18 protein-coding genes and 1 pseudogene are annotated in these 23957 nt (G+C 32.0%); all 19 read left to right on the top strand.

The window, feature by feature from the left end:
• Window positions 1-109: 109 nt before the first annotated feature.
• The 19 genes and pseudogenes from spoIID to NHG49_RS26585 all read left to right on the top strand — a co-directional run bounded on the left by spoIID (window position 110) and on the right by NHG49_RS26585 (window position 23956).
• On the top strand, window positions 110-1129 hold the full coding sequence (gene spoIID, locus NHG49_RS26675) for a stage II sporulation protein D (RefSeq protein WP_258126743.1): 1020 nt from the start codon (window positions 110-112) through the stop codon (window positions 1127-1129).
• A 114-nt stretch (window positions 1130-1243) separates the two neighbouring features.
• Window positions 1244-1714 (top strand): annotated as a pseudogene (locus tag NHG49_RS26670) (AMP-binding enzyme); the annotation flags it as partial.
• A gap of 116 nt (window positions 1715-1830) precedes the next feature.
• Window positions 1831-2838, top strand: a complete 1008-nt coding sequence (locus tag NHG49_RS26665; RefSeq protein ID WP_064476121.1) for a LytTR family transcriptional regulator DNA-binding domain-containing protein — start codon at window positions 1831-1833, stop codon at window positions 2836-2838.
• Window positions 2839-3018: 180 nt separating this feature from the next.
• Window positions 3019-3861 carry an ABC transporter ATP-binding protein gene (locus tag NHG49_RS26660; RefSeq protein ID WP_064476122.1) on the top strand — a complete coding sequence of 281 codons (843 nt, stop codon included), beginning with the start codon at window positions 3019-3021 and terminating at the stop codon, window positions 3859-3861.
• Window positions 3861-4565, top strand: a complete 705-nt coding sequence (locus NHG49_RS26655; RefSeq protein WP_000144455.1) for an ABC transporter permease — start codon at window positions 3861-3863, stop codon at window positions 4563-4565. Before NHG49_RS26660 ends, NHG49_RS26655 begins: the two co-directional genes overlap by 1 nt.
• Before the next feature lie 162 nt (window positions 4566-4727).
• A complete protein-coding gene (spoIIQ, locus tag NHG49_RS26650; RefSeq protein ID WP_258126741.1) occupies window positions 4728-5633 on the top strand; it encodes a stage II sporulation protein SpoIIQ in 906 nt (301 codons plus the stop codon).
• Between the two features lie 287 nt (window positions 5634-5920).
• The gene (locus NHG49_RS26645; protein ID WP_000008903.1) at window positions 5921-6055 is read left to right on the top strand and encodes a hypothetical protein; all 135 of its coding nucleotides are present in this window, start codon (window positions 5921-5923) and stop codon (window positions 6053-6055) included.
• A gap of 166 nt (window positions 6056-6221) precedes the next feature.
• Complete coding sequence (locus NHG49_RS26640; RefSeq protein ID WP_258126740.1) at window positions 6222-7070, top strand: polysaccharide deacetylase family protein; 849 nt, start codon at window positions 6222-6224, stop codon at window positions 7068-7070.
• Window positions 7071-7395: 325 nt separating this feature from the next.
• A complete protein-coding gene (gene spoIIID, locus NHG49_RS26635; RefSeq protein WP_000544012.1) occupies window positions 7396-7668 on the top strand; it encodes a sporulation transcriptional regulator SpoIIID in 273 nt (90 codons plus the stop codon).
• A gap of 161 nt (window positions 7669-7829) precedes the next feature.
• On the top strand, window positions 7830-8831 hold the full coding sequence (mreB, locus tag NHG49_RS26630; RefSeq protein WP_048542658.1) for a rod shape-determining protein: 1002 nt from the start codon (window positions 7830-7832) through the stop codon (window positions 8829-8831).
• Window positions 8832-9179: 348 nt separating this feature from the next.
• Window positions 9180-10439, top strand: coding sequence for a glycosyltransferase family 4 protein (locus tag NHG49_RS26625; protein WP_258126736.1), 1260 nt, complete (start codon window positions 9180-9182; stop codon window positions 10437-10439).
• Entirely contained in the window at window positions 10390-11688 is a 1299-nt protein-coding gene (locus tag NHG49_RS26620; RefSeq protein WP_258126734.1) for a glycosyltransferase, read from the top strand. The genes NHG49_RS26625 and NHG49_RS26620 overlap by 50 nt, the downstream gene beginning before the upstream one ends.
• Before the next feature lie 65 nt (window positions 11689-11753).
• Entirely contained in the window at window positions 11754-14477 is a 2724-nt protein-coding gene (locus tag NHG49_RS26615; RefSeq protein ID WP_258126732.1) for a bifunctional glycosyltransferase/CDP-glycerol:glycerophosphate glycerophosphotransferase, read from the top strand.
• Window positions 14478-14481: 4 nt separating this feature from the next.
• Entirely contained in the window at window positions 14482-15669 is a 1188-nt protein-coding gene (locus tag NHG49_RS26610; protein ID WP_258126731.1) for a glycosyltransferase family 2 protein, read from the top strand.
• Window positions 15632-17791, top strand: a complete 2160-nt coding sequence (locus NHG49_RS26605) for a CDP-glycerol glycerophosphotransferase family protein (protein WP_258126730.1) — start codon at window positions 15632-15634, stop codon at window positions 17789-17791. The genes NHG49_RS26610 and NHG49_RS26605 overlap by 38 nt, the downstream gene beginning before the upstream one ends.
• 219 nt (window positions 17792-18010) lie before the next feature.
• Entirely contained in the window at window positions 18011-19294 is a 1284-nt protein-coding gene (locus NHG49_RS26600) for a nucleotide sugar dehydrogenase (RefSeq protein WP_258126728.1), read from the top strand.
• Window positions 19291-20097 (top strand): ABC transporter permease, encoded by an 807-nt coding sequence (locus NHG49_RS26595; protein WP_098082142.1) that lies wholly within the window; start codon window positions 19291-19293, stop codon window positions 20095-20097. The genes NHG49_RS26600 and NHG49_RS26595 overlap by 4 nt, the downstream gene beginning before the upstream one ends.
• A gap of 15 nt (window positions 20098-20112) precedes the next feature.
• Window positions 20113-21744, top strand: a complete 1632-nt coding sequence (tagH, locus tag NHG49_RS26590; RefSeq protein WP_098082141.1) for a teichoic acids export ABC transporter ATP-binding subunit TagH — start codon at window positions 20113-20115, stop codon at window positions 21742-21744.
• 163 nt (window positions 21745-21907) lie between these two features.
• On the top strand, window positions 21908-23956 hold the full coding sequence (locus tag NHG49_RS26585; RefSeq protein WP_258126726.1) for a DUF6270 domain-containing protein: 2049 nt from the start codon (window positions 21908-21910) through the stop codon (window positions 23954-23956).
• The last annotated feature ends 1 nt before the right edge of the window (window position 23957 follow it).

The raw sequence follows: 23957 nt of genomic DNA, 5'->3' as shown, positions 1-23957 counted from the left end.
GGCTAATTAAAGTTCCACTTTATATGGTTCCCCTTCAGTATGTTCTAAAAGAAAGAGTTGTTCCATAAGAATGAATGGAGTAAAGCTTTTGGATATTGGGGGAAATAAGATGAAATTTTCAAAGCCACTTTTTATCACAGTAGCGCTTCTAATAGCGCTCGTTATCATTGTACCTGCTGCTCTTGTTATTCCGTTTGCGAAAGCAAAAGTAGGGGAAGAAGCAGCTTCTAAAACTCCTCCAGCGATAGATAGTATACCAGCTCCAGGGAAAGTGGATACAGCGATTCAAGTTGCTGTATATCGTGATCAGCAAAAGAAGGTAGAAACATTACCTATGGAGGAGTATGTGACCGGTGTAGTAGCTTCTGAGATGAATGCCAGTTTTGAAATAGAGGCGCTAAAGGCGCAGGCATTAGCAGCGAGAACATTTGCGGTGCAGCGTATGCTAAGCGGAGGAAAGAAAAATAATGCGGACGTGACAGATACGGTGAAAGATCAAGTGTACAAAAGTAAAGAAGAATTGAAGAAACAATGGGGTAATAACTACGAAAATAACTTGAAAAAAATCGAAGAAGCCGTTTCGAAAACCGCAGGACAAGTTTTAACATACGATGGAAAACCAATCTCAGCATCCTTCTTCTCAACGAGTAATGGCCGGACAGAAAATGCGGCTGATTATTGGGGAAATGATTATCCGTACTTAAAGAGCGTAGATAGTCCGTGGGATCAAGCCTCTCCAAAATTTACGAGCGAGCAAACTTTTACAGTAGCTGACTTTCAAAAACGTCTTGGTGTGAAGGTGTTGGCAGACGGGAAGGTTGGAAATATTAAAGATCTTACGGAAGGAAAGCGAGTAAAAGATGTAGAATTTCAAGGGAAAACATTAACAGGAAAGCAAGTTCGTGAAAAGCTAGATTTACGCTCTTCTGACTTCACGTGGAAACAAGAGAGGGATAAAATCGTCGTTACAACGAAGGGATTCGGTCACGGCGTTGGCATGAGCCAATACGGAGCAAATGGCATGGCAGCGGAAGGTAAGAAATATACAGATATCGTTGCTCATTATTATAAGGGTGTCGAAATAAAGTCGATGAATGATTATGAAGGAAAGTTAATGGTGAAGAAGTAGGGGGAAAAGAGACCGTTCCAAGAGATATATTGGGACGGTTTTCTTCTGTTAGTGGATAGGTTCCTTGTCGAATCGTTGATATATTAAAAAAATCGTCAATGTTCAGTGGTGACAGAACTCTGTTTAAGGGGCCCATGGATCGCTGGAAGCTATTATAAGGGTGAACGTACAGAAGAATCAATGAAAGACGGTTGACTCTATACAGGAGACATTGTCACGGTTGATTCGGAAGGATGTATTAAGATTGCTGATCGTACGAAAGACTGAATTAAAAGTGGAGGCGAATGGATTTCTTCCGTAGATTTGGAAAATGCCTTAATGTCGCACGATAAAGTGTTAAAAGCACCTGTTGTGGCGGTGCCGCATGAAAAATGGCAAGAACGTCCCGTTGCTTGCGTCGTATTAAAAAAGGGACAAGCAGTAGAAAGAGAAGAACTGTACGCTTTACTAGAAGTAGAATTTCCGAAATGGTGGATGCCAGATGATATTTTATTTGTAAATCAAATTCCGAAAACATCTGTAGGGAAGTTTTTAAAGAGAGCACTACGTGATCAGCTCGAGACTTATATGGTAGAACAAAACTAGAGAAGAAGGCTATCCTTTCATTTGGATAGTCTTCTTTTTATGGTGCTTCATAAAATATCAAAAATTTCCATTAATTGTTTGGTATAATGTGATAAAAAGCATTTGGGGGAGACAAAATGGCGTTATTGGAGTTGAGACAATTAGGGAAGACGAACCAGTTACCAGCAGTTGAACTGAAGGTTGAGCAAGGACAATGTGTTGTTTTGCAATGTAATAACCATACAGCTAAAGTGTTGCACCGCATTATTATTGGTGAGGAAGAAGCTTCAACTGGCAACGTGCTATTTGAGGGAGAAGCGATTGGAAAGAAAAATTATTCACGCATCGGTTTTTGTTTTTTGAAAGATGAAGCATACGACCGTTTGAAGGTAAAGGAATACTTCAAGTTTTTAATAGGACTTTATGAATCAAATATGAGCACGGAAGAAGTAGTACAATATGTCGGGCTCTTAGATAAATTAAACGTTAAAATAGAAAAACTATCATTTTCAGAGAAACGTCGCCTTCATATTGGGCGAGTTATGGTTCATAATCCAGATTTAGTTATTTTGGAAGAGCCAGAACAAAATGTAGATACAGAGAGTACGATTATTATTCGAAAAGCAATTATGAAAATGAAAGAGCAAGGAAAGGCCATTTTTATTACGTCATCGTTTCTATCGGACGCTCTTTCGTTAACAGAAGATGTATACATATTAAACAATGCTGGTGTGAAAAAAGTAGAAATCGAAAAAGAGGAAGTAGAAGAAGTTGATGAAGAAAAAGTCGTTCAAATGATTCCGCAAATGAAGTTAGAAAGAATACCAGCGAAAGTGAACGATAAAATCATTTTATTAGACCCGATGGAAATCCATTTCATTGAAACGCAAAACGGAGTGACACATATTCATGTGCGCGAAGGTGATTTCGTATGTGCATTAACATTAAGTGAACTAGAAGCGAGATTAACAGGATTCGGGTTCTTTAGATGTCATCGCTCGTACCTTGTGAATTTACAAAGAGTACGAGAAGTGATTACGTGGACTCGTAATAGTTTTAGTTTAATTTTGGATGACGAAAGAAAAAGTTCAATTCCGCTTTCAAAAGGACGAATGGATGAATTAAAAGGTGTGATTGGGCTATAAAAATTGCTCCAATAAGCTTAAAATACGATTCATTCACTGGTAAAAATACTCCTTTTACTGGTATTTTACTGCGTAACCCCGTTGTTTTTCATATGATTGAGTCAAGAAAAGCGAAACAAACAAACGAAAAGCGCTAAAGCGACTTTCATCTATAAAAAGAAAAACAAAGGGGATGACGGGATGACATTGGCAATTGAAATGAAAGATGTAATGAAAAGTTTCAACGAAAAAACGGCACTTCGAAATGTAAATATTGAGGTGAAGCAAGGAGAGATTTTCGGATTCCTTGGACCAAGTGGATCTGGAAAAACGACAACAGTAAAGATTTTAACTTCTCAATTACTCCATAGTGTTGGAACGGTAAAGGTATTAGGAAAAGATATTACAGGCCCAAGCAGCATCGATTATAAACGAATTGGTATTTTAACAGACAACAGCGGTTTATATGAAAGACTTAGCATTTATGATAACTTACTATTATTTTGTGACTTATACGATTGTAAAAAAGAACGAATTGATGAAGTGCTAGCGCAAGTGAATTTATTAGATGATAAAAAAACACCAGTAAAGAAACTATCAAAAGGAATGAAGCAGCGCGTTACATTAGCTAGAGCAATCCTTCATAAACCAGATATCCTCTTCTTAGATGAACCAACATCCGCACTCGATCCAGTAAACGTACAAAACATTCATAAAATCTTAAAAGACTTAAATAAAGAAGGAACGACGATTTTCTTAACGACTCACAATATGAACGAAGCAGAGACGCTTTGTAACCGCATCGCCTTTCTATGCGGCGGAGAAATTGTAGCGCTTGATACACCAGAAAACCTTCGTCTACAATACGCGAAAGATCAAATACAAGTTGTATTAAAAGATAAGCAAAAAGAAGTCGTGCAAAAAGATGAATTAGGTGCAAAACGTATTTCAGAATGGATGAAAAAAGGTGAATTACTATCCATTCATTCACACGAACCAACGCTAGGCGATATCTTTATTGAAGTTACTGGGAGGGGACTATAATGACATTTTCAATGAGACGTGTATCAGCTATTTTTAGAAAAGAAGTACAGGATTTTAAGACAAATTCACAAGTTTTGTTAATGGCATCTTTACCAATTATATTTGCATTTATATTTAGCCGATTTGGAGAAGGACAGGCAGGAGTTGGCATTATTACTTTAATGTCCTTTCTATTTGTAGCAGGGTTTGTTCAATCAATGGTAATTGCAGAAGAGAAAGAAAAACATACGTTACGTGTGTTAATGCTATCACCAGCTTCTTCTGTTGAAGTTCTTCTTGGGAAAAGTATATTAACAGCATGTTTAACGTTGGGCATTTCCATTGTAAACTTATTCATTTTAGATCAATTAAGTGGCAATCTCTTATTGTTAGCATTTATTTTCTTATGTGGAACAATTCTATTCATTTTAATTGGAACAGTGATTGGATTATTAGCTGAGTCTGTCCCGCAAACATCACTAATTGGAATGCCAATATTAATGACGATGTATTTAGCTGTACAATTTGAGCCAATGGTTGAAAATAAAGTAATTAAGACGATGATTAGTTATCTTCCAACATCTCATCTTGAAAAAGCGATTAAAAGCTTAGTGGATGGTGCTGGGTTTAGTAGTATTAGTGGGCATATGCTAAATGTTGGAGTGTGGCTCGTTATTTCACTTATTGCATGTTTAATCGTATATAAAAAGAAACAATTGGACTAAAAACTGAGCGGAAAGTGCTCAGTTTTTTCTTTTTTCTATCATTTCCTCGGAAATTTTACAATTCCTATACATATTTTTACATATTTTGTCGAAAAGTAATTAGTTATACGTTGTATAGGATACGTGAATATTGTTCAAAATGATTGCTGAGGTGATGATGGAATGCGAGGAAGAAATAATAAAAAGTCGCAAAAGGTAGTACATTTATTTCAAAAAAGATGGGTGTTTCCGGCACTATACATTGCATGTGCAGCGGTAATTTTAATGGTTGCGCTATGGTTCCAAGGAGCTAATCCGAAGAAGACTCCGAACCAAGATCAAGCAACACCGTATACACAATCGGAAGATCCAGCAGTACCAGTAACGAAATCTTCAGAAGTAGTGAAAATGCCAGCTGCCGCTAATGCGGAAGTAGTCGTGCAGAAGAAATTCTATGAAGATGCAGCAACTGAGGCGGAACAAGAAAAAGCACTTGTCTTTTATAACAACACATATTCCCCAAATAAAGGAATCGACATTGCTGCGAAGAATGGAAAAGAATTCAATGTAGCTGCTGCTTTAAGCGGTACAGTAACGAAAGCTGAAAAAGATTCACTTCTTGGTTATGTTGTAACAGTTGATAGTGGAAATGGTGTAGCAGCTTCTTATCAAAGCTTAGGTAGTGTGAAAGTAGAAAAAGGTGCACGAGTTGTACAAGGTGAAGTATTAGGAACATCCGGTCTAAGTGCAATGAATAAAGAAGCAGGTTCTCACGTTCACTTTGAAGTACGTAAAGACAATGTGGCTGTGAACCCTGAGCGCTACTTAAATAAGTCAGTAGCAGAAATTAAAGCTGATGCAGGTGCTGCAAAAGCAACGAATGCTTCTGGTAAAAAGGCTGATGACAAATCTCAAAAAGAAGAGAAGTCAACGAGCACGAAACCAGAAAGTAAAACAGAAGATAAGTCTCAAAAAGAAGAAAAATCAACAAGCGGTTCGACTAGTGACAAAAAAGAAGAGCCGAAGAAAGAAGAAAAATCAACAAATGATTCTACAGAATCATCTAACAGTTCTTCTTCACAAGAATAAGAAAGTGAAAAAATCAGTTCTCACTAGGAGAGCTGATTTTTTTACTTTTACCCCGCATTAACGGGCAGTAAGACCTCTACTTCAAAATTCAGTGAAAGCTAAGAAGTTAGGCCTGGGGTCAACTGCCCGTAAAAGCCCGATTGGTTCAACTAATAATCAGTGGGAAATGGCGCCCACTGATTAAAGTTTCACTTTATATAAAAATACTCAATTTCGAGAAAAAAGTTGCAATAACAAGGAAAAATGACGAGATTCTCGAATATATATTAAAAAAAGGAGGGGATACTGTGTCATTTTTATTTGTTCTGTCGACTGCTATTATTTTATTGTTTGTTTTATTCACTTTATATTATTATATTGCCGGTAAGAAAGAGGTTCCCCACCATCAATTGTTAGAAGAAGAGTTGGAACGAGAAGAATGACACTCTAAGAAAGAGTGTCTTTTTCTTTTTGTACACCTATTGGAATTTTTAAAGCTAGGCCGTATAATACTAATTGTGATTTTTTTACATAGGAAAACGATATTTGAATACAGTAGGAATCTAAAATACTGTGTTTTTTTGTTGTGGTTGAGGGGGAAGTTTTAAATTGAAAGCTAGAGAGAGTAAAAGTTCGAAAAAATTAATTATTTTAATGGCGGTTGTAGTAGCGCTAATCGCTGGGATTGGATTTTTTATTTTTAATAAAATGAGCACTGCAGGTAAGCAGGAGAAAGTGCCTGTTTTATTATATCATCATTTACTAAAGGGAACTGAAAAAGAAAATAGTGAAGCTTTTAAAAATAAAGGAACAGTTTTAGCGGTGGAGCAATTTGAGAAACAAATAAAATATTTAGCGGATAATAATTATAGAGCAATTACTGCAAAAGAATTAGAGGAATTTATAAAAAATAAAAAGAATCTTCCAGAAAAAAGTGTTTTAATTACTTTTGATGATGCATCAAAGTCAAATTATATTTATGCATATCCTATTTTAAAAAAATATAAAATGCATGCCATTTCCTTTGTTGTTACATCAAGAATTAACAATCAAGAAGAGAAATTTGATCCTAAGAAAATCCAAGCTCTAAGTAAATCTGAAATGGATAAAATGCGAGATGTTTTTGAATTTGGTAGCCATACTGATTCTCTGCATAAATTAGAAAAAGGAGAAGCTGTGGTATTTAATAAGAATAATGCGGAAATTAAAAATGACATTTTAAAGAGTAAAGATGCTTTAAAGACGGATTACCTTTCTTATCCGTTTGGAAAATACAATGATAAGATTGTTAAAGAATTAAAGGATTCTAAATTCCAGATGGCATTTGTAAACACATCTGATTATGCTACTAAAGAAAGTGATATATTAAAAGTTAATCGTTTTGTTATTAAGGCAGATTTAGATATAAAAACATTCTCTGAAATAGTAAAAGGGAATTATGGTAAACAAGATAAATAATCGAGATAAAGAGTATGTGGTATTTGATTTCAATTAAATACCACATACTCTTATTTTTTTATCATAAGGTGTTTTATAGATAAAATACTAAATTTGTAGCATCTTCTCTGTAAAAATATTGAACATGTAGCATATATCAGTAGTGCGGGCAATACAATGGTATAAACCAAAGCAAAGAGAGTGTTTGAGGTGAGAAATCGTGAATCATTTCATTATAAATCCAAGAATGTTTAACGCTTACAAACAGCACTCACACTTACTTCTTAGTCGTATGCAGCGAGGCTCATTTCACACTTCTCACATCCAATTTAGGGAGGCGAGTGGTGTGCACGATTACATCAAAGAGAGAACTATCAAGATTGGTAAGTATATCGTGGAGACAAGAAAGACAGTGCGTGTCATTGCAAAAGAATTTGGGGTATCAAAGAGTACAGTCCATAAAGATTTAACGGAACGTCTACCAGAAATTAATCCAGAGCTCGCAAATGAAGTAAAAGAAATTCTTGATTATCATAAGTCTATTCGTCATTTAAGAGGCGGAGAAGCAACAAAGCAAAAGTATAGAAAAGAAGATGTAGAAAAGCCGGTCCGTCAATAAATATGCGATCGCAAACATTCCGTTTCAATTCGGTAATATTTTTCAGAAGAATTCTTTTTGCGAATATTACGTTTCTGTTAAATTTATGATAAAATCAGAAATTAGGTGTAAAAGAATTCGGGTGTAACCTGATTTTGAATATCGAGGAGGAAATGACGGGAATGTTTGCGCGAGATATCGGAATTGACCTAGGTACGGCTAATGTATTAATTCATGTTAAAGGCAAAGGTATTGTATTAAATGAGCCATCTGTTGTGGCAATTGATCGTAACACAGGTAAAGTATTAGCAGTAGGTGAAGAAGCAAGAAGTATGGTGGGACGTACACCTGGTAATATTGTAGCAATTCGTCCGCTTAAAGATGGTGTAATCGCAGATTTCGAAATTACAGAAGCAATGTTAAAGTATTTCATTAACAAATTGGACGTAAAGAGCTTCTTTTCAAAACCTCGCATTTTAATTTGCTGTCCAACAAATATCACATCTGTAGAACAAAAAGCAATTCGTGAGGCTGCTGAACGTTCAGGTGGTAAAACAGTATTTTTAGAAGAAGAACCAAAAGTAGCCGCAGTTGGTGCTGGTATGGAAATCTTCCAACCAAGCGGTAACATGGTTGTTGATATTGGTGGAGGTACAACAGATATCGCTGTACTATCTATGGGTGATATTGTTACCTCTTCCTCTATCAAAATGGCTGGCGATAAGTTTGACATGGAGATCTTAAACTACGTTAAACGTAAGTATAAGCTATTAATTGGAGAACGTACTTCAGAAAATATTAAAATTAAAGTTGGTACAGTATTCCCAGGTGCGCGTAGCGAAGAGCTTGAAATTCGCGGACGTGACATGGTAACGGGCTTACCACGTACAATTACAGTATGCTCTGAAGAAATTACAGAAGCACTAAAAGAAGACGCGGCTATCATTGTACAAGCTGCAAAAGGCGTACTAGAGCGCACGCCACCAGAACTATCTGCGGACATTATCGACCGCGGTGTTATTCTAACAGGTGGTGGAGCTTTACTACACGGTATCGACATGCTTCTAGCAGAAGAACTAAAAGTACCAGTATTAATTGCTGAAAACCCAATGCAATGTGTTGCGGTTGGTACAGGTATTATGTTAGAGAATATCGATAAATTACCACGTCGTGCTTTGCGATAAATATTGAATTAATATTATTTGAAATACTGTAAACCTTGAACAGTTAGCTTTTTTATCTACTGTTCAAGGTTTATTTGTATTAAGGCACTTATTAGTAAATATCAAGAATGTAACACTTTTTATTTATATTTATATATATCGTTGTATTTATATTAGTTATAAAAAGCTAAATTATTAATTAGAAAGGTTCAATTTTGTCAGATTTAGTGATATCCTTGTATTTGTAAATTTAAAGCGAACTTTGTAAATTTAAAGCGAACTTTGTTAAAAAATAGTAAAAATAGGCAGTGATTAGGTAAAATAGAATGGGGTATTATTTGATATGGGAGGAAGAAGGGACATAGAGAAATGAAGAAAGTGTTAGTAATAGCACAAAATTTTTATCCGGAAATTGGAAGTGCGGCCAATAGAATAAAGAATATTTATTTGGAATTAAGTGAAAGAGGATACGATGTTACAATCTTGACTACTGATCCAAGATATCCAAATGAGAATTTATATAAGAAAAAGGAATTTTGGGATGAAGAATCGATAAATAGCGAAGATGTTATAAGAGTAAAGCCAAGAGTAAAAAAATACACAAATAATATGCTAAGGAGATTATTTTTGTATTTAGAAATCACAATGCTTTTTATTATGGCTATATTCCGTATGGATAAAAAATATGATTATGTATTCGTTTCAACTCCGCCTATTTTTATTGGTATAGCAGGTTTTTTTGCTAAAAAAAAGTTGAAAGCTGAATTGTTATTAGATGTCCGAGATTTATGGCCGGAATCATTGTTGGGAGTTGGAGTCTTTGCAAATCGGTTTGTATTATCGATAGCATATGCTTTAGAAAAGATATTATATCGTGTAGCTGATCAAATTATTGTAAATAGCGCTGGGTTTATTCCATACCTGGAGTTAAAAGATGTTAGACGTGAAAAAGTATCATTTATGCCAAACTCTTTAACAGAAGAAGAATTACATATGATAGAAACTAAACAACCTATAACTGATTCGAGTACTGAGGTAGTTGAAGTAATTTATACAGGAAATATCGGGTTAGCTCAAGATGTACTAAAGTTGATTGAGGTGGCTGAATATCTACGAGAAAAGGAAAATATTAAATTTAAAATAATTGGCTATGGGTTTAAAAGTTATCAGGTGGCTGAAGTTATTAAAGAAAAAAAACTTTCTAATATAGAAATTATTAAAGCAAAAAGTCGTAATAAAACCCTAAAAGAAGTTGCAAAGGCACATATTGCATATGTTAGTTTAGTAGATGAAAAAGTATTTCAAACCGTTTTACCAGGAAAGGTTATTGATTATATGTGTATGAAAAAGCCTATTATTGGAGATGTGTCTGGATATGCTGAAAAAGTTATTAATGAAGCTCAATGTGGTTTGATTTCAAGTGATCGAACAGCTAAAGAATTAGGAGAGCACGTTATCAAACTAGCTGAAAATGAGATATTACGTAGAAAATTAGGAAATAATGGTCATGAATTTGCTTTCCAATATTTGAGATGGAAAAATAATATTAAAGTATTAACAAGTTTAATGGAGGAAAATGATGCAACAGAAGAAAGTGTGTATGTTCGTATGGAATCACTTCACAAATGATGCTCGTGTATTAAGGGAATGCACGGCTTTAGCTGAAGAGGATTATGAAGTAGACCTGATATGTATTCATGATTGGAAACAAAATGATTTACCTAAGTGGGAGATGCGAAAAGAAGGATTTACAGTAACACGTGTAAATAATCGACTATCTCTTTTACAAAAAGGCTTGGGTGCAGCAAAACGAGTAAAGCAGTTGATAACGAAAAATATAGTTACAATGTTTTTATTTGGAGTAATTGCAGCACTTTGTTTGTGGAAATTCCCAATGATAACATGTTTGATATTGTTATTTGGTGCAATATTTTCTATGAGAAAGCTACGTACATTAATTGTACGCTCTTACATACTGATTCAAATGGTTAAGGTTGGTTTGAAAAAAGAATATGATTTCTATCATTCCAATGATTTAAATACACTACCACAAGGATGGCTTTGTGCAAAAGTATTTAGAAAAAAGAAATTAATCTATGATTCACATGAGGTACAGACCAGCCGTACCGGATACAATAGTAAAATTTATGGGATTATGGAAAAATTCTTTCTGAAATATACAGATGTAATGATTATGGAAAATCATACTCGTGCAAAATATGCGGAAGATTTATATGGCTTTTACCCTAAGGTCATTCATAATTATCCTTTTGTAACACAACCAGAGGACAGTAATTCGATTAATTTGCATGAAGTGTTAGAAATTTCACAGGAAGAGCCTATCTTATTATATCAAGGCGGAGTTCAAGTGGGGAGAGGTCTAGACAAGCTAGTACAAGCAGCTCCAATGTTTAAAAAGGGCACACTTGTATTTATTGGTGATGGACGTATTAAACCTGAGTTACAGAAGATGGTATTGGATTTAGGTTTGGAAAATAAAGTGAAATTCATTCCGAAAGTACCTGTGAATGAATTATTACACTATACAAAGAACGCTTATTTAGGTTTTCAAGTTTTAAATAACGTTTGTTTTAATCATTATTCAGCTTCATCTAATAAACTATTTGAATATATGATGAGCGGGGTTCCTGTTGTTGCTTGTAGTTTTCCAGAGATACAACGTGTGGTGGAAAATGAATATGTTGGGGTTTGTATAGATTCTCACAATCCTGCTTCCATTGCTGAAGGAGTAAACTATATACTAGAACATCCAGAAGAAAGAGAAAAAATGAGAGAAAATAGCTTCATTGCCCGTAATAATTATAATTGGGAAAATGAAAAAAAACTCTTTATAAATATATATAATAATTTGGAATAATATACGAGAAAATATTTTCGATTTCTAAGTTACCATATGAACTAAAAGATGGGAATGAGGGTTTCTTGAAGGAAGTAAAGCTAAGTGTAGTAATTACAAATTATAACAAAGAACAATATTTAGCTCAGTGTTTACAGTCTGTTGTTGAGCAGACATTAAAGGGGATCGAAATAATTCTTGTTGATGATGGCTCAACCGATAATAGTATGAGAGTATTGGGGCAGTATGAAAAGCAACATAATAATTTGAAAGTTTATAGACAACAGAATGCTGGTGTGAGTGCTGCTCGTAATGCTGGATTACAAAAAGCAAAAGGGGAATATGTTACATTTTTAGATGCGGATGATTATGTACATTTAGCTGCATACGAGAAAATGTATGAGGTTGCGAGTGGAAATAATGCAGATATGGTTATTGCCAATATTATTTGTTTTAATGAATATAAAAATTGGCCACTTTCATATATGAAAAAATTATTCAATAAGGAATTCCCATTAATTAGAAACGTTGCGGAGAACTTAGAATTACATTTCACTCCATCCGCGAGCAATAAGATATTTAAAAGAGAAATGTGTGTCCTTAATGGTATTCATTTTGATGAAGATCTTTGGGTAGGGGAAGACTTGCTATTTACACAACAATGTTTGTTGGTTGCAGAAAGGATAATCGTAAGTGAAATACCGTTGCTGTATTATAGGATAGTAGATAACGTTAATAATAACCTATCTAAAAATACAACGATTACATTTTTTAATCAGTTAGTTATATTACAAATGAAATTAACGGCCATGTATAGAGAGAGAGAAAGGCTTGCATTAATCCATACTATAGAGGCAAGGCAGTGGAAATTCTTTGTGGATTCCATTGTTTTAAAGGGAAAAGATTTTTCAAATGAAAAGCTTTTAGAAGTCATTCAACTTGGAAATAAGTTTCTATCAAGCCTAATTAGTTTTAAACATGTAGAAGATTTTAATGTGCGGGATCAATTAATAACTGAAATGATAAAAGAAAATGATTATATAGGTTTAGAGAAATTATTAAAAATCCTTCAGGATGAATTGATTTCTAAAGAACATGTATATGATAATGAGAAATATTATTATTTTTATTATCGATTTTTCCCTCGATATAAAGAATTATTACAAGTTAATAATTTAACCGTAGTTCATAAAATTGAAGGAATAAAACTTCGTAAAGAGATTCTTGCAATTAGTGGATATGCATTTGTTGAAAATTTATCAACTAAAAAAATAAAAAAAGAATTAGTATTTTATAAAGATGAAACCACTAAAACAATTCAACTAAAAAACTCCTTACGTACTGATATATCATACCTATTTTCTAATAATACCATTGACTATAATGATGCGGGTTTTAAAACAATAGAAGTCAATGTAAGAGATTTGTTAGAAGAGGGAGAATGGAAAATATCGATACGCCTCAGCATAGGGAAAACTGTTATTGAAGAACCGCTAAGGGTTCTGTTAGCGCAGTTACGCAATAATACAAAGTATCAAAATGAAAATTCATTGGATATTAAGATGCTATATAAAAATGGTGAAGCTACAATTCAAATTTATAAGTCTAACTATATGAAGAGAATGATGAATACATATAGTGAAGTTAAGCGATCAATTCGCTATGATTTAGGATTATTTAAAAGAAAAAATTATAAAGCATTACTTGCAATTATATTCTATAAATTATTTGGATCATATTTTCGTAGAAAGAATATATGGTTAATTGGTGAAAGAGAAGATACAGCACAAGATAATTCCTATCACTTATTTACGTATATTCGAAAGAAACATCCTGATGTTCCAGCTTTTTATATTATTAATAAGGAAAGTAATGATTATAAGAATATCGAAGGATTAGGTAATATAATCCAATATGGAAGTTTTAAACATACATTCTATTTATTAATTTGTAATAAAACAATTAATAGTTATTCAGAAACAGCCAATATGTATACAGATGATTATAAACACATTTTAAAGTATTATCCCGAATGGCAGCAAAATAAGAAGATTTTTATTCAACATGGGGTTATAGGTGTAAGTCGTGTAAATCATGTGTTAAATAAAAATCGAATGGGCTATTCTCTATTTGTTGTGTCCTCACAGTTTGAAAAGGAGCATATCGTCAAAGAATTTGGATATGAGGAAGATGAAGTAATCGTAACGGGGCTTGCACGTTGGGATGCATTAAAGGATGAAAGTAAAGGAAATGAAATTTTACTCATGCCAACTTGGAGAAGTTGGATTAAAACGAAAGACCAATTAATGAAATCTAAGTACTGGCAGACATATATGTCATTTTTAAAAAGTAAAGAGCTCCATCAGATGTTAGAAGAGCAAGATATGACATTGACTTTCTTTCCTCATTATCAGACTCAAAAATTAGATGCAGAAACACCTGTATTTCATGAACGAATCAAGGTCATGAAACAAGGTGAAGAAACAGTACAAAGTCTATTAAAACGACATTGTTTACTAATTACAGATTATTCTACAGTTTCATTTGATTTTGCTTATATGAATAAGCCAGTTATTTTTTTTCAGTTTGATTATGATGAATTTTATTCTAAACACTATAATGAAGGCCCGATTAATCATAGGACAGAGTTGTTTGGAAAAAGAGTAGAAAGTGAAAAAGATATATATCTTTTACTAAATGATTTTGAAAGTTCATTGAAAAGTCTTAATTTGGAGCAAGTAAATAAGTACGTTATTAAGCCAAAAGAGCTACATTGTCAAATGTTATTCGAAAATATAAAGGGAGTGTAGAGATTTGAAAAAGCCACTAATTTCGGTGATTTTGCCTATATACAATGTAGAGATGTATATAGAGGAGTGTTTAAATTCTTTAGTAAATCAAACAATTGGTGTAGAGAATTTGGAAGTTATTATGGTGAATGATTGTTCTACAGATAATACGGGAAAAGTTTTAGATCAATATGCTGAGAACTATAATAATTTTAAAGCTATACACTTGGAAAAAAATTGTGGCGCACCTGGTAAACCAAGAAATATTGGTATTGATATTGCGAAAGGAAAATATCTAATATTTATGGATCCAGACGATTATATACCAGCGGATGCATATGAAACTTTACTTAATATTGCCGAGGAGTATAAATCAGACTTTGTTATGGGGAAAATGGAAAGTTTTAATGATAGTGATGGATCAACATTCCAACATTCAACTTTTAAACACTATCTTTTACAAAAACCATATATGAATACTAACATAGAGGTATCACCATTCTTTTTACAGGTGAAAACAGCTATTACTTTAAAGTTAGTAAGGACGGCATTTGTTAGACAACATAAAATTTCTTTCATCGAGGGAATGAGGAATGGGGAAGATAAATTTTATGATGTTCAATTATTTACAAAAGCTAAAAAGTTTAGTTATATTCCCAAAAATGTTTATAGGTATAGGGCACGTGATGATGATCGCAATCTATCGTTGACACAGCAAGATATTCTTTCTTCTGTTGAGAATGATGTACAGTCTGTAGATGCAATTAAACCAAAATTAAACGATAAGGAATATAGTTATTTTCAGGTAAATGCGTTAAGGTCAATTCTTTGGAAAATTTGTGATCCAGATTTTAATAAACTACCAATTGAAGAGAAGAAGAGATTAATTAATTTAGTGAACAGAGTAGTAGATGGTTATGATATTGAAATAGTGAAGAAATATTTAGTTTGGGAAGAACCCTTCTTAAGTCTAATCGAAAAAAATTATATAAATGAAGCATTGGCATATAATAGCATGTTAATTTCAAGAAGATGGTGGTTAAAACAAGGAACCGAATTACAGCAAAGATATAGGAAACAAACGGCTATCCGTAATAGCTTTTCTTGGAGGATTACTAAATTTCTTAGAAATAGGAATTTTAAATTAAAAGATATTATCAAAGGGAGATTTTTGAATGAAACTAAGCGTAGTAACACAATTACGGGCTCATGATGAAGGTGTAATTAAACAGGCCTTTGAATTGTTACAAAAACAGACTATCGGTGCTAATGAGTTTGAATTGCTTATTTTTTATAATTATGAAAATGTTACTTTGGATATGGTTAGATTTGTAGAAAAATTAAAAGAGAGCTGTAAGCTGAATATAATATTAAAAGAAGGAAAGATTGATGTAGAAGGATTAAGAGGGAAGTATATTACTTTCTTTGATTTTTATACAAAGTTTAGGCCAAATGTATACGAAAGTTTATATAATGCTGCACAAAAGAAGGATTTAGATTTTATATCTGCTTGTTTAGAAGAAAAAAATGAGAAAAAAATTATAAATAAAAAAAATATAATACAGAGTAACTTTGCTACAATTACAGCATTAAAAATAATAAAGAAAGAAGTTTTGTTAGCGAAGGAATTTAATTTTATCTCTCAATTAAATGAATCGAAAATTAAATATTTAGATGTTAAGTTATATTTGGCAGGTCTAAATTATGATTTTGCAACTAATATAAAATATAAAAACAAAACACCATTTAATGAAAAGTATATAATAAATTCAATAAAAGATATTCAGTATATTTTTGATTCTTTGATAAGTGATTATGGAGAAGAGTTTAATCAAGATTTGAAAATTATACTTTTTAAACAAATATTAAATTTAGTGGATAAAAACACCTTTTTAAATGAAGTAGAAAAAGATCATCAAGAGACATTATTGAATGTGTTGAAGGGCCTCTTATCTATCTCGGATGAACGTATTTATAAGGGGAATGAAGGATATAAGGAATTTTTAAATCTTATAATTTTGGGTTTATATGATGAAGCGATGAAATACATGGTGATATTTAGGAGTAAGAGGTACTGGTATAATCAATCACAAAAGTATGAAACGTATTTTGAAAAAAATCCACATCTCTTAGAAGAATCTTTATCTTGGAAAATTACAAAACCTATCCGAGGAATTCAAAGGGTATTTGGATATGTTAAAAATTCATTGTATAAAGTACTTATTCTTGTATTGAGTTTATTTGTAAAGATACGCTTTGCAGGAAAAGAGATTTGGTTAGTTGGGGAGCGTGAGGATCAGGCTGAAGATAATGGATTCTTCTTCTTCAAGTATTGTCGCGAAAAATATCCATCAGAAAAAATATATTATGTAATTAATGAAGATTCACCTCATTTAGATAAAGTTGAGCAATATGGTAATGTTATATATCATTCTTCTTTTAAGCATAAGGTTTATATGCTGGCTGCAAGTACATATATAAGTGCTTGGGTATTCGAAGAATGTTCATATCCTAGGCCGAAACAACAATTTATTAAATGGTTTGGAAATATAGTTTCTAAAAAAAATAATATTTGTTTGCAACATGGTGTAATCATTCATAATATTGCTCCGTATTTAAGTAAGGAGAGATATAAGCAAGATTTAATTATTTCAAGTTCAGAGTATGAAAAGCGGATTATTACGAAGACATTAGGGTATCCTGATGAGGATGTAGTTGTAACTGGATTAGCTAGGTTTGATAATCTTCACGAGAGAAAAACGAAAAAACAAATGCTCATCATGCCGACATGGCGTAGACACTTATTAAATGTAAATAAAGCACAGTTTTTACAGTCCGATTATTATAACGTGTATAAAAGTTTAATTGAGAACAAAAACTTTCTAAATTTAATAGAAAAGAAAAATATAGAAGTTAAATTTTATATACATAGTCAAATGCAAAAGTTTATGGATGAATTTGTTGTAGAGCATCCTAAAATAGAGTTTCTTGTAAAAAGTAATGCGACTGTATCAGAATTATTAAAAGAAAGCGCACTATTAATCACTGATTATTCATCAGTGTCATCTGATTTCTTATATATGGAAAAACCGGTTATAATGTATCAGTTTGATCCGCATAATAATCATCATGCTCCTTGTGAAGAAATTAGATATAGTGACTTAGGTTATATTGTGTCTGAAGAACAAGAGTTAATTAAGCAAATAAATAAAGTTATGGATGATAATTTAAAGATTAGTAAAAGATATTTAGCGAATTCTAAAAGGATTTTTAAATATAAAGATACTAAGAATGCGGAGAGAATATATAAGATAATTAAAGAAAAGACTTCTTAAAAACAATAAATGTGTAGAGAAATAATTTAATGTATTTGGGAATATTTTTATTTATTGGTGTGAAAGAAATCTAAAATAGCAGATTTATATAATGTATGTAAATGAAATAATTATTAGATAATCCGCATTTTGCATTGAGGGATTAAATTGTTTTTATATGAATTTATTTTGGAGAAATAGATTTCTTTATTAATAAAATACGTGGAGATGAGAAATTTAGTGAAAGTTTGTGTAGTAGGTTTAGGATATATTGGTCTCCCTACGGCTGCCATGTTTGCGAAACACGGGGCTGAAGTAGTAGGGGTAGATATCAATCAACAGGTTGTAGAGAAGTTAAATCAGGGAGAAGTTCATATTGAAGAACCGGGGCTTGGAGAAGTTGTTCAGGAGACAGTAAGGCAAAAAAAACTAACTGCTTCCCTTGAAGTGGTCGAAGCAGATGTTTTTATTATTGCCGTTCCTACGCCAAATAAAGATGATGAATATAAATCATGTGATTTAACAGGCGTTTTAACAGCTGTTAAAGAGGTTATTCCTAATATTAGGGAAGGAAATATAATAATTATAGAATCAACAATTGCACCTCGGAGTGTGGAGGATTTTGTTAAACCTCTAATAGAAGATGCTGGTTTTGTAGTTGGGAAAGATGTTTTTTTAGTACATTGCCCAGAGCGAGTTTTACCAGGAAAGATTATGGATGAAATTATTTTTAATAATAGGATTGTAGGAGGGGTAACCCCAACATGTTCTAAAATGGCAGCCCAAGTGTATAGCTTATTTGTGAAGGGTGAAATAATTCAAACTGACGCTAAAACAGCAGAAATGTCCAAGTTGATGGAGAATACATTCCGGGATGTAAATATTGCACTATCAAACGAATTAGCAAAAATATGTAAAAAATTAAAAATAAATGCCTTAGATGTTATTGAAATGGCTAATAAGCATCCACGTGTAAACTTACATCAACCAGGTCCTGGTGTAGGAGGACATTGCTTAGCAGTCGATCCGTATTTTATTGTAGCCAAAACGCCGGAAATAGCGAATATTATTCAGATGTCTCGTGATGTGAATGTTTCTATGCCATTGTACGTTTGCGAGAATGTTGAACAATTGCTTAAAGGAATTGGTTCGCCTAAAATTGCTGTATTTGGAATTACATATAAGGGAAATACAGATGATATGAGAGAAAGTCCAGCTTTAGAGATCATTGATGAGTTATATCAAAAAGGATATAATGTGACGATTCATGATCCTTATGTTAAGAGTGAGTTATTTAATTTGAAGACTGTAGAAGAAGCTGTAGAAGGTGCAGATTTAATATTAGTATTGGCTGATCATAACGAGTTTAAAACTATAGATTACAGCCAATTTGTTTCAAAAATGCGCCAACCAATTTTATTCGATGCTCGAAATTGTATACCTTTAAATAAAATAGGTAAAATGAAAGTCGTTAATTTCGGGAATATTCATGAAATGTTGGAATCAGATGAGGTTTTTGTATGAAAGCTGTAAAAAGTGTTATTAAGGAACAATTAGATAACTTATATTTAATGGGTAGGCTTTCTATATATGAAATTAAGCAGCAATACGCTGCTAGTACATTAGGGATTATATGGGTGTTTTTAAACCCTTTAATTCAAATTTTTGTATATTGGCTGGTATTTGGTTTAGGAATTCGAGGTGGGGCTCCTGTAGAAGCGGTTCCGTTCTTCGTTTGGATGATTTGTGGTATTATTCCATGGTTTTTTATAAATGGCTCAATTATTCAAGGATCAAATTCTATTTATGCTAAACTAAATACAGTTTCTAAAATGAATTTCCCGTTGAGTGTAATACCTACTTATATTATCTTATCGCAATTATATACACATTTAGTGTTACTGGCTGTTTTAATACTTATTGTTATATGTATTAAAGGTATAAGTATTCTTAGTATAGTTGGATTGATTTATTGTATATTTTCTACATTTAGTTTTTTAATTGCTTTAGCTTTTATTACCTCTACTATCTCTACAATTTCAAGAGATGTACATTTATTTATTCAATCGATTACAAGAATGTTATTTTATTTGACACCAGTTTTGTGGAAACCAAGTGAGCATATGAATAGTATATTTGCATTTTTAATGAAGATAAATCCGTTTTACTATGTAGTTGAGGGATACAGATTTTCATTATTACACGGAAGTATTAGTTTTATAGGTTCATTGTATACATTATATTTTTGGGGAGTAACAATTATTTTGTTTGTGATTGGGGCAATGTTCCACATTAGATTCCGTAAGCAGTTTGTTGATTACTTATAAAAGGTGAATAATCCAATGAGTTATAAAGTGAAGTTTGAACATGTTACAAAAAAGTATAAAATGTATAGTAAATCTTCAGATAAACTAAAGGATTTATTTTTTAGAAATGATAATGGTGATTATCATTATGCTTTAAATAATGTTAGTTTTGAAGTGCCAGAAGGAGAAATTGTTGGGATTGTTGGTTTAAATGGTTCAGGGAAGAGCACGTTATCAAATTTAATTGCAGGTGTTACTATTCCAAATAAGGGGAAAGTTACAATTAATGGTTCTGCATCGTTGATTGCAATTTCCTCTGGGCTAAATAACCAATTAACTGGAATTGAAAACATTGAGTTAAAAGCCTTAATGATGGGGCTTACAAAGGATCAAATTCGAGAGATTACACCAAAGGTTATTGAGTTTGCTGATATAGGGAAATTTATATATCAACCTGTAAAAACTTATTCAAGTGGAATGAAGTCAAGAATTGGATTTGCGATTTCGGTTCATATTAATCCTGATATTTTAGTAATTGATGAGGCTCTTTCTGTTGGAGATCAAACTTTTACTAAAAAATGTTTAGATAAAATGAATGAGTTTAAGGATCAGGGAAAGACGATATTTTTCATTAGTCATTCTCTTACACAAGTAAAGAATTTTTGTACTAAAGTAATTTGGTTACATTACGGGAAAATAAAAGACTATGGTAATGTAAATGAGGTATTAGACTACTATAATGATTTTTTAAAAAATTATAACCAGATGAGTGTTGAAGAAAAAAACAAGTTACGTGAAGAACAAGCATTACAATTTCAACATGGTTTATTGCAGGAACATCCAGTGGTGCCCCCTAGAGGCGAAATACGGAAGTCTAAATCAAAAAAGAAAGGTATTATATTATTTGGAACCATATTTATCATTTTAGTATCTGCAATAGTAATGGGTTTAAATTACAAAGGAATTCTTTCAATAATGAATGGAACTAAAAATAAGGAAGGTTTCGTTCAAGGTGAAAATGCTACTAAAGAGAAAAAGGTTAAGGCAGAGCTTCCAATTGATAAGAAATATATGGTGAATAGTAATGATATTAGTATCCGAAAAGAGCCAAGTATGAGTAGCGAACGTTTAGTGTTGGCTCAATTTGGAGAAATATATAAAGTACCGAATAATCATGAAACTAATAATGGATGGATACAAATAGTTTTGCCAAATGGGGAAAAGGGTTGGATAAATGGAGAATATATTAAACCATTTTTATCCAATAATAAGATGATAGAAGATGCTAAATTAGATAATATAATAACATTAATAAATCGTGTGTATGGATTACCTGTAAAATCAGTGAATACATATGTTGGGAAAAGTTTAAGTGAACTTGAAGCCTTATATCCTAATAACCTAATTTCATCAAAAACGATAGTAGGTAAAACAGAATATAGAGATGGAAAAGTCAAGTTTGTTATTTCAGGGTCTAAGGTAGTAGAAATGAGCTTTCAGGATATCTCAATGTCTATTAGTAAGTTACAAGAAATTCTGGGCAAGGAAAGTATAAATAATGATTTTGAAAAAAATTATTTATTTGAAACAAAACGTTTTTATGTTATAGCACGCTCCGATAAAAGCCATCAAGAGATTCAAACGCTAACAATTATGTCAAAAGAATAAGGAAAATAATTTTGAGATTTACCTAGAGTGTTTAGGTAAATCTCATTTTAGAAATCAATAGACCTTTAAAGGCTCTTGCATACAGCTTGAAAATAAATAGTTGCAATTTTTATTGTTTATAAAATGTGTACTAATAATTAATGAGAAAGAGTGAGGTTTATAAATGGGTGTTAGGATAGAGAAGTTGGGATATAACCTTAAAAAAGGAGATATGAAGATTATAGGAACTTCTACTGCCGGGAGCGGGAGACTGATTTTACGTAAGAAAAGTAATCATCGTGATTTTGAGTTCCCTTTGGAAGTAAAACTGGGGGAAGTACTACAGGGGGAAAAATTTCAAATTGATATTAATTTGAAATCTATTTTAGAAAAGCAAGGATTAAACAATGATACTGTATGGTTAATATATATGATTTCTGGGGAAAATGAATATGTGGTTAAGGTTAAAGAAAACATTGAGGAACAGTTTGAATATTATTATGGTGAAAATAGTATTTTTAAATTAATTCCATATATAGCGAAAGATGGAGTTTTAGCATTTTATACAAGAGGGCTAGAATTAGCACCATTTGTTAAAAAAATGGAGTATTTGAATGGTAAGCTTTTATTAAATATTTTGTTAACTGGAAAGGATAATAAATATCTAAAGGAAGAAAAAATAAAGCTTATTTTTAAAAGAAGAAATCAAGTTAATATGGCTTTTCATGGTACGAGTATAAGTACTACATACATACCGATAATAAAGGAATCTATGGATATAACGATGGATATAGCAGGGGAGATTCCATATATTAACCAGGATAAAGAAACATGTTGGGATGTTTTTGTGAATATATGTAGTAAGGACGGAAATGAATGTTATAATTTACCTTTAGAAACTGATAGTGTAGTAAAAGAACAAGCATTTAGATATACGCAACTTAAGGTAAATAATCTTTCCTATATTAAACCTTATATTACAGGGGATAATCGATTAGCTATTTATCAATCAAATATCCTTCATAAAGTTCGAGCTATAGATATTATAGAGGATAATGAATCTATAAAAATTGATATAGGGCTAGAAATTTTTAATAATCAAAAAATAGATGAGTTAAATTTGGTTATTAAGAGAAGAGAGAAAACTGGAAATGGATATGAATATTATGAAGAATTTATATATGATGTAGAGGAAAGTGGAGATAAATATATAGCTCGAATTAATAAAAAAAGTTTATCTCATAAACATATTTTAAGAGATAAAGAAGTATGGGATTTTTTTATAAGATTAAAGTCAGGTAATAATAAAAGTGATTTGCAACTGAATATTTCCAAACAATATAAGAAGAAGTTTTCATATTTTGATATATGCTATAAAGATAAAAATATGGAGGGTAAATTATTTATAAATGGATCTTACCAGCTCTCTTTATATACTATAGATGGGAAGAATAGATGTGCCATCAGAGTAGCTGTATTGGGAACCTGCTTTAGTCGAAATGCATTTAATTCAAGCCAATATTTTAATCCAGATTATAAAAAAATATATGAATGTGTTTATACACAATTTCATTCGTCACTAATTAGCCTTGTCTCAAAACCAGTTTCATTAGATATTAAAGAATTAGAGAACATTAAAGAAAGTGATAGAAAATTTGTTGAAGTTGACTTTGATAAAAGTTTCTTTAATAAGTTAAAAGAATCAGAGGCTGAATATTTAATTTTGGATCTTTATTCTGATGCATCTAAATCTATATTAAAAATTGATAGTGATAGATATATTAGCTGTAGTTATATATTAGAGGATAGCAAATATATAAAAAAATTAGAGAATAGTAAAATAATAGATCATACAAATAATGATGAGTATTTTGAGATTTGGAAAGGTGCTGTTGGGGATTTTATCCAAAAATTAAAAAGTATATTACCAGAGGATAAGATTATTTTAAATAAAGGTAGATTCACGCCCATTTATTTTGATGAAAATAGAGAAGTTAAATCATTCTCAGATCCACAATTGATTTCTAGGAATAATCATTTTTGGGATAGACTAGATAATTATGTTATGCATCTTATACCAAAAGCGAAGGTTATTGACTTAACAAATACAAGTTATATTGGAGATGCAACATATCCATTTGGTAAATCATTTTCGCACTACGAATCGGGGTATTATAAGGAATTTTTAAACCGCTTAAATAGCTTAGTTATTTCAGACCGTTTAAGTAGGTGAT

Origin of the sequence: Bacillus sp. IBL03825 (assembly GCF_024712505.1) — a bacterium.
GTDB lineage: Bacteria > Bacillota > Bacilli > Bacillales > Bacillaceae_G > Bacillus_A > Bacillus_A wiedmannii.
The sequence above is the reverse complement of the archived record's forward strand: the minus strand, read 5'-3'. Positions and strand labels throughout refer to the sequence as shown.

What these genes read in the sequence shown, in the direction of transcription:
- tagH (WP_098082141.1), top strand. Translation starts at nt 20,113, where the DNA reads ATGAGTTATAAAGTGAAGTTTGAACATGTTACAAAAAAGTATAAAATG.
- NHG49_RS26605 (WP_258126730.1), top strand. Translation starts at nt 15,632, where the DNA reads ATGAAACTAAGCGTAGTAACACAATTACGGGCTCATGATGAAGGTGTA.
- NHG49_RS26620 (WP_258126734.1), top strand. Translation starts at nt 10,390, where the DNA reads ATGCAACAGAAGAAAGTGTGTATGTTCGTATGGAATCACTTCACAAAT.
- spoIID (WP_258126743.1), top strand. Translation starts at nt 110, where the DNA reads ATGAAATTTTCAAAGCCACTTTTTATCACAGTAGCGCTTCTAATAGCG.
- NHG49_RS26655 (WP_000144455.1), top strand. Translation starts at nt 3,861, where the DNA reads ATGACATTTTCAATGAGACGTGTATCAGCTATTTTTAGAAAAGAAGTA.
- NHG49_RS26595 (WP_098082142.1), top strand. Translation starts at nt 19,291, where the DNA reads ATGAAAGCTGTAAAAAGTGTTATTAAGGAACAATTAGATAACTTATAT.
- NHG49_RS26625 (WP_258126736.1), top strand. Translation starts at nt 9,180, where the DNA reads ATGAAGAAAGTGTTAGTAATAGCACAAAATTTTTATCCGGAAATTGGA.
- NHG49_RS26660 (WP_064476122.1), top strand. Translation starts at nt 3,019, where the DNA reads ATGACATTGGCAATTGAAATGAAAGATGTAATGAAAAGTTTCAACGAA.
- NHG49_RS26585 (WP_258126726.1), top strand. Translation starts at nt 21,908, where the DNA reads ATGGGTGTTAGGATAGAGAAGTTGGGATATAACCTTAAAAAAGGAGAT.
- NHG49_RS26665 (WP_064476121.1), top strand. Translation starts at nt 1,831, where the DNA reads ATGGCGTTATTGGAGTTGAGACAATTAGGGAAGACGAACCAGTTACCA.
- spoIIQ (WP_258126741.1), top strand. Translation starts at nt 4,728, where the DNA reads ATGCGAGGAAGAAATAATAAAAAGTCGCAAAAGGTAGTACATTTATTT.
- mreB (WP_048542658.1), top strand. Translation starts at nt 7,830, where the DNA reads ATGTTTGCGCGAGATATCGGAATTGACCTAGGTACGGCTAATGTATTA.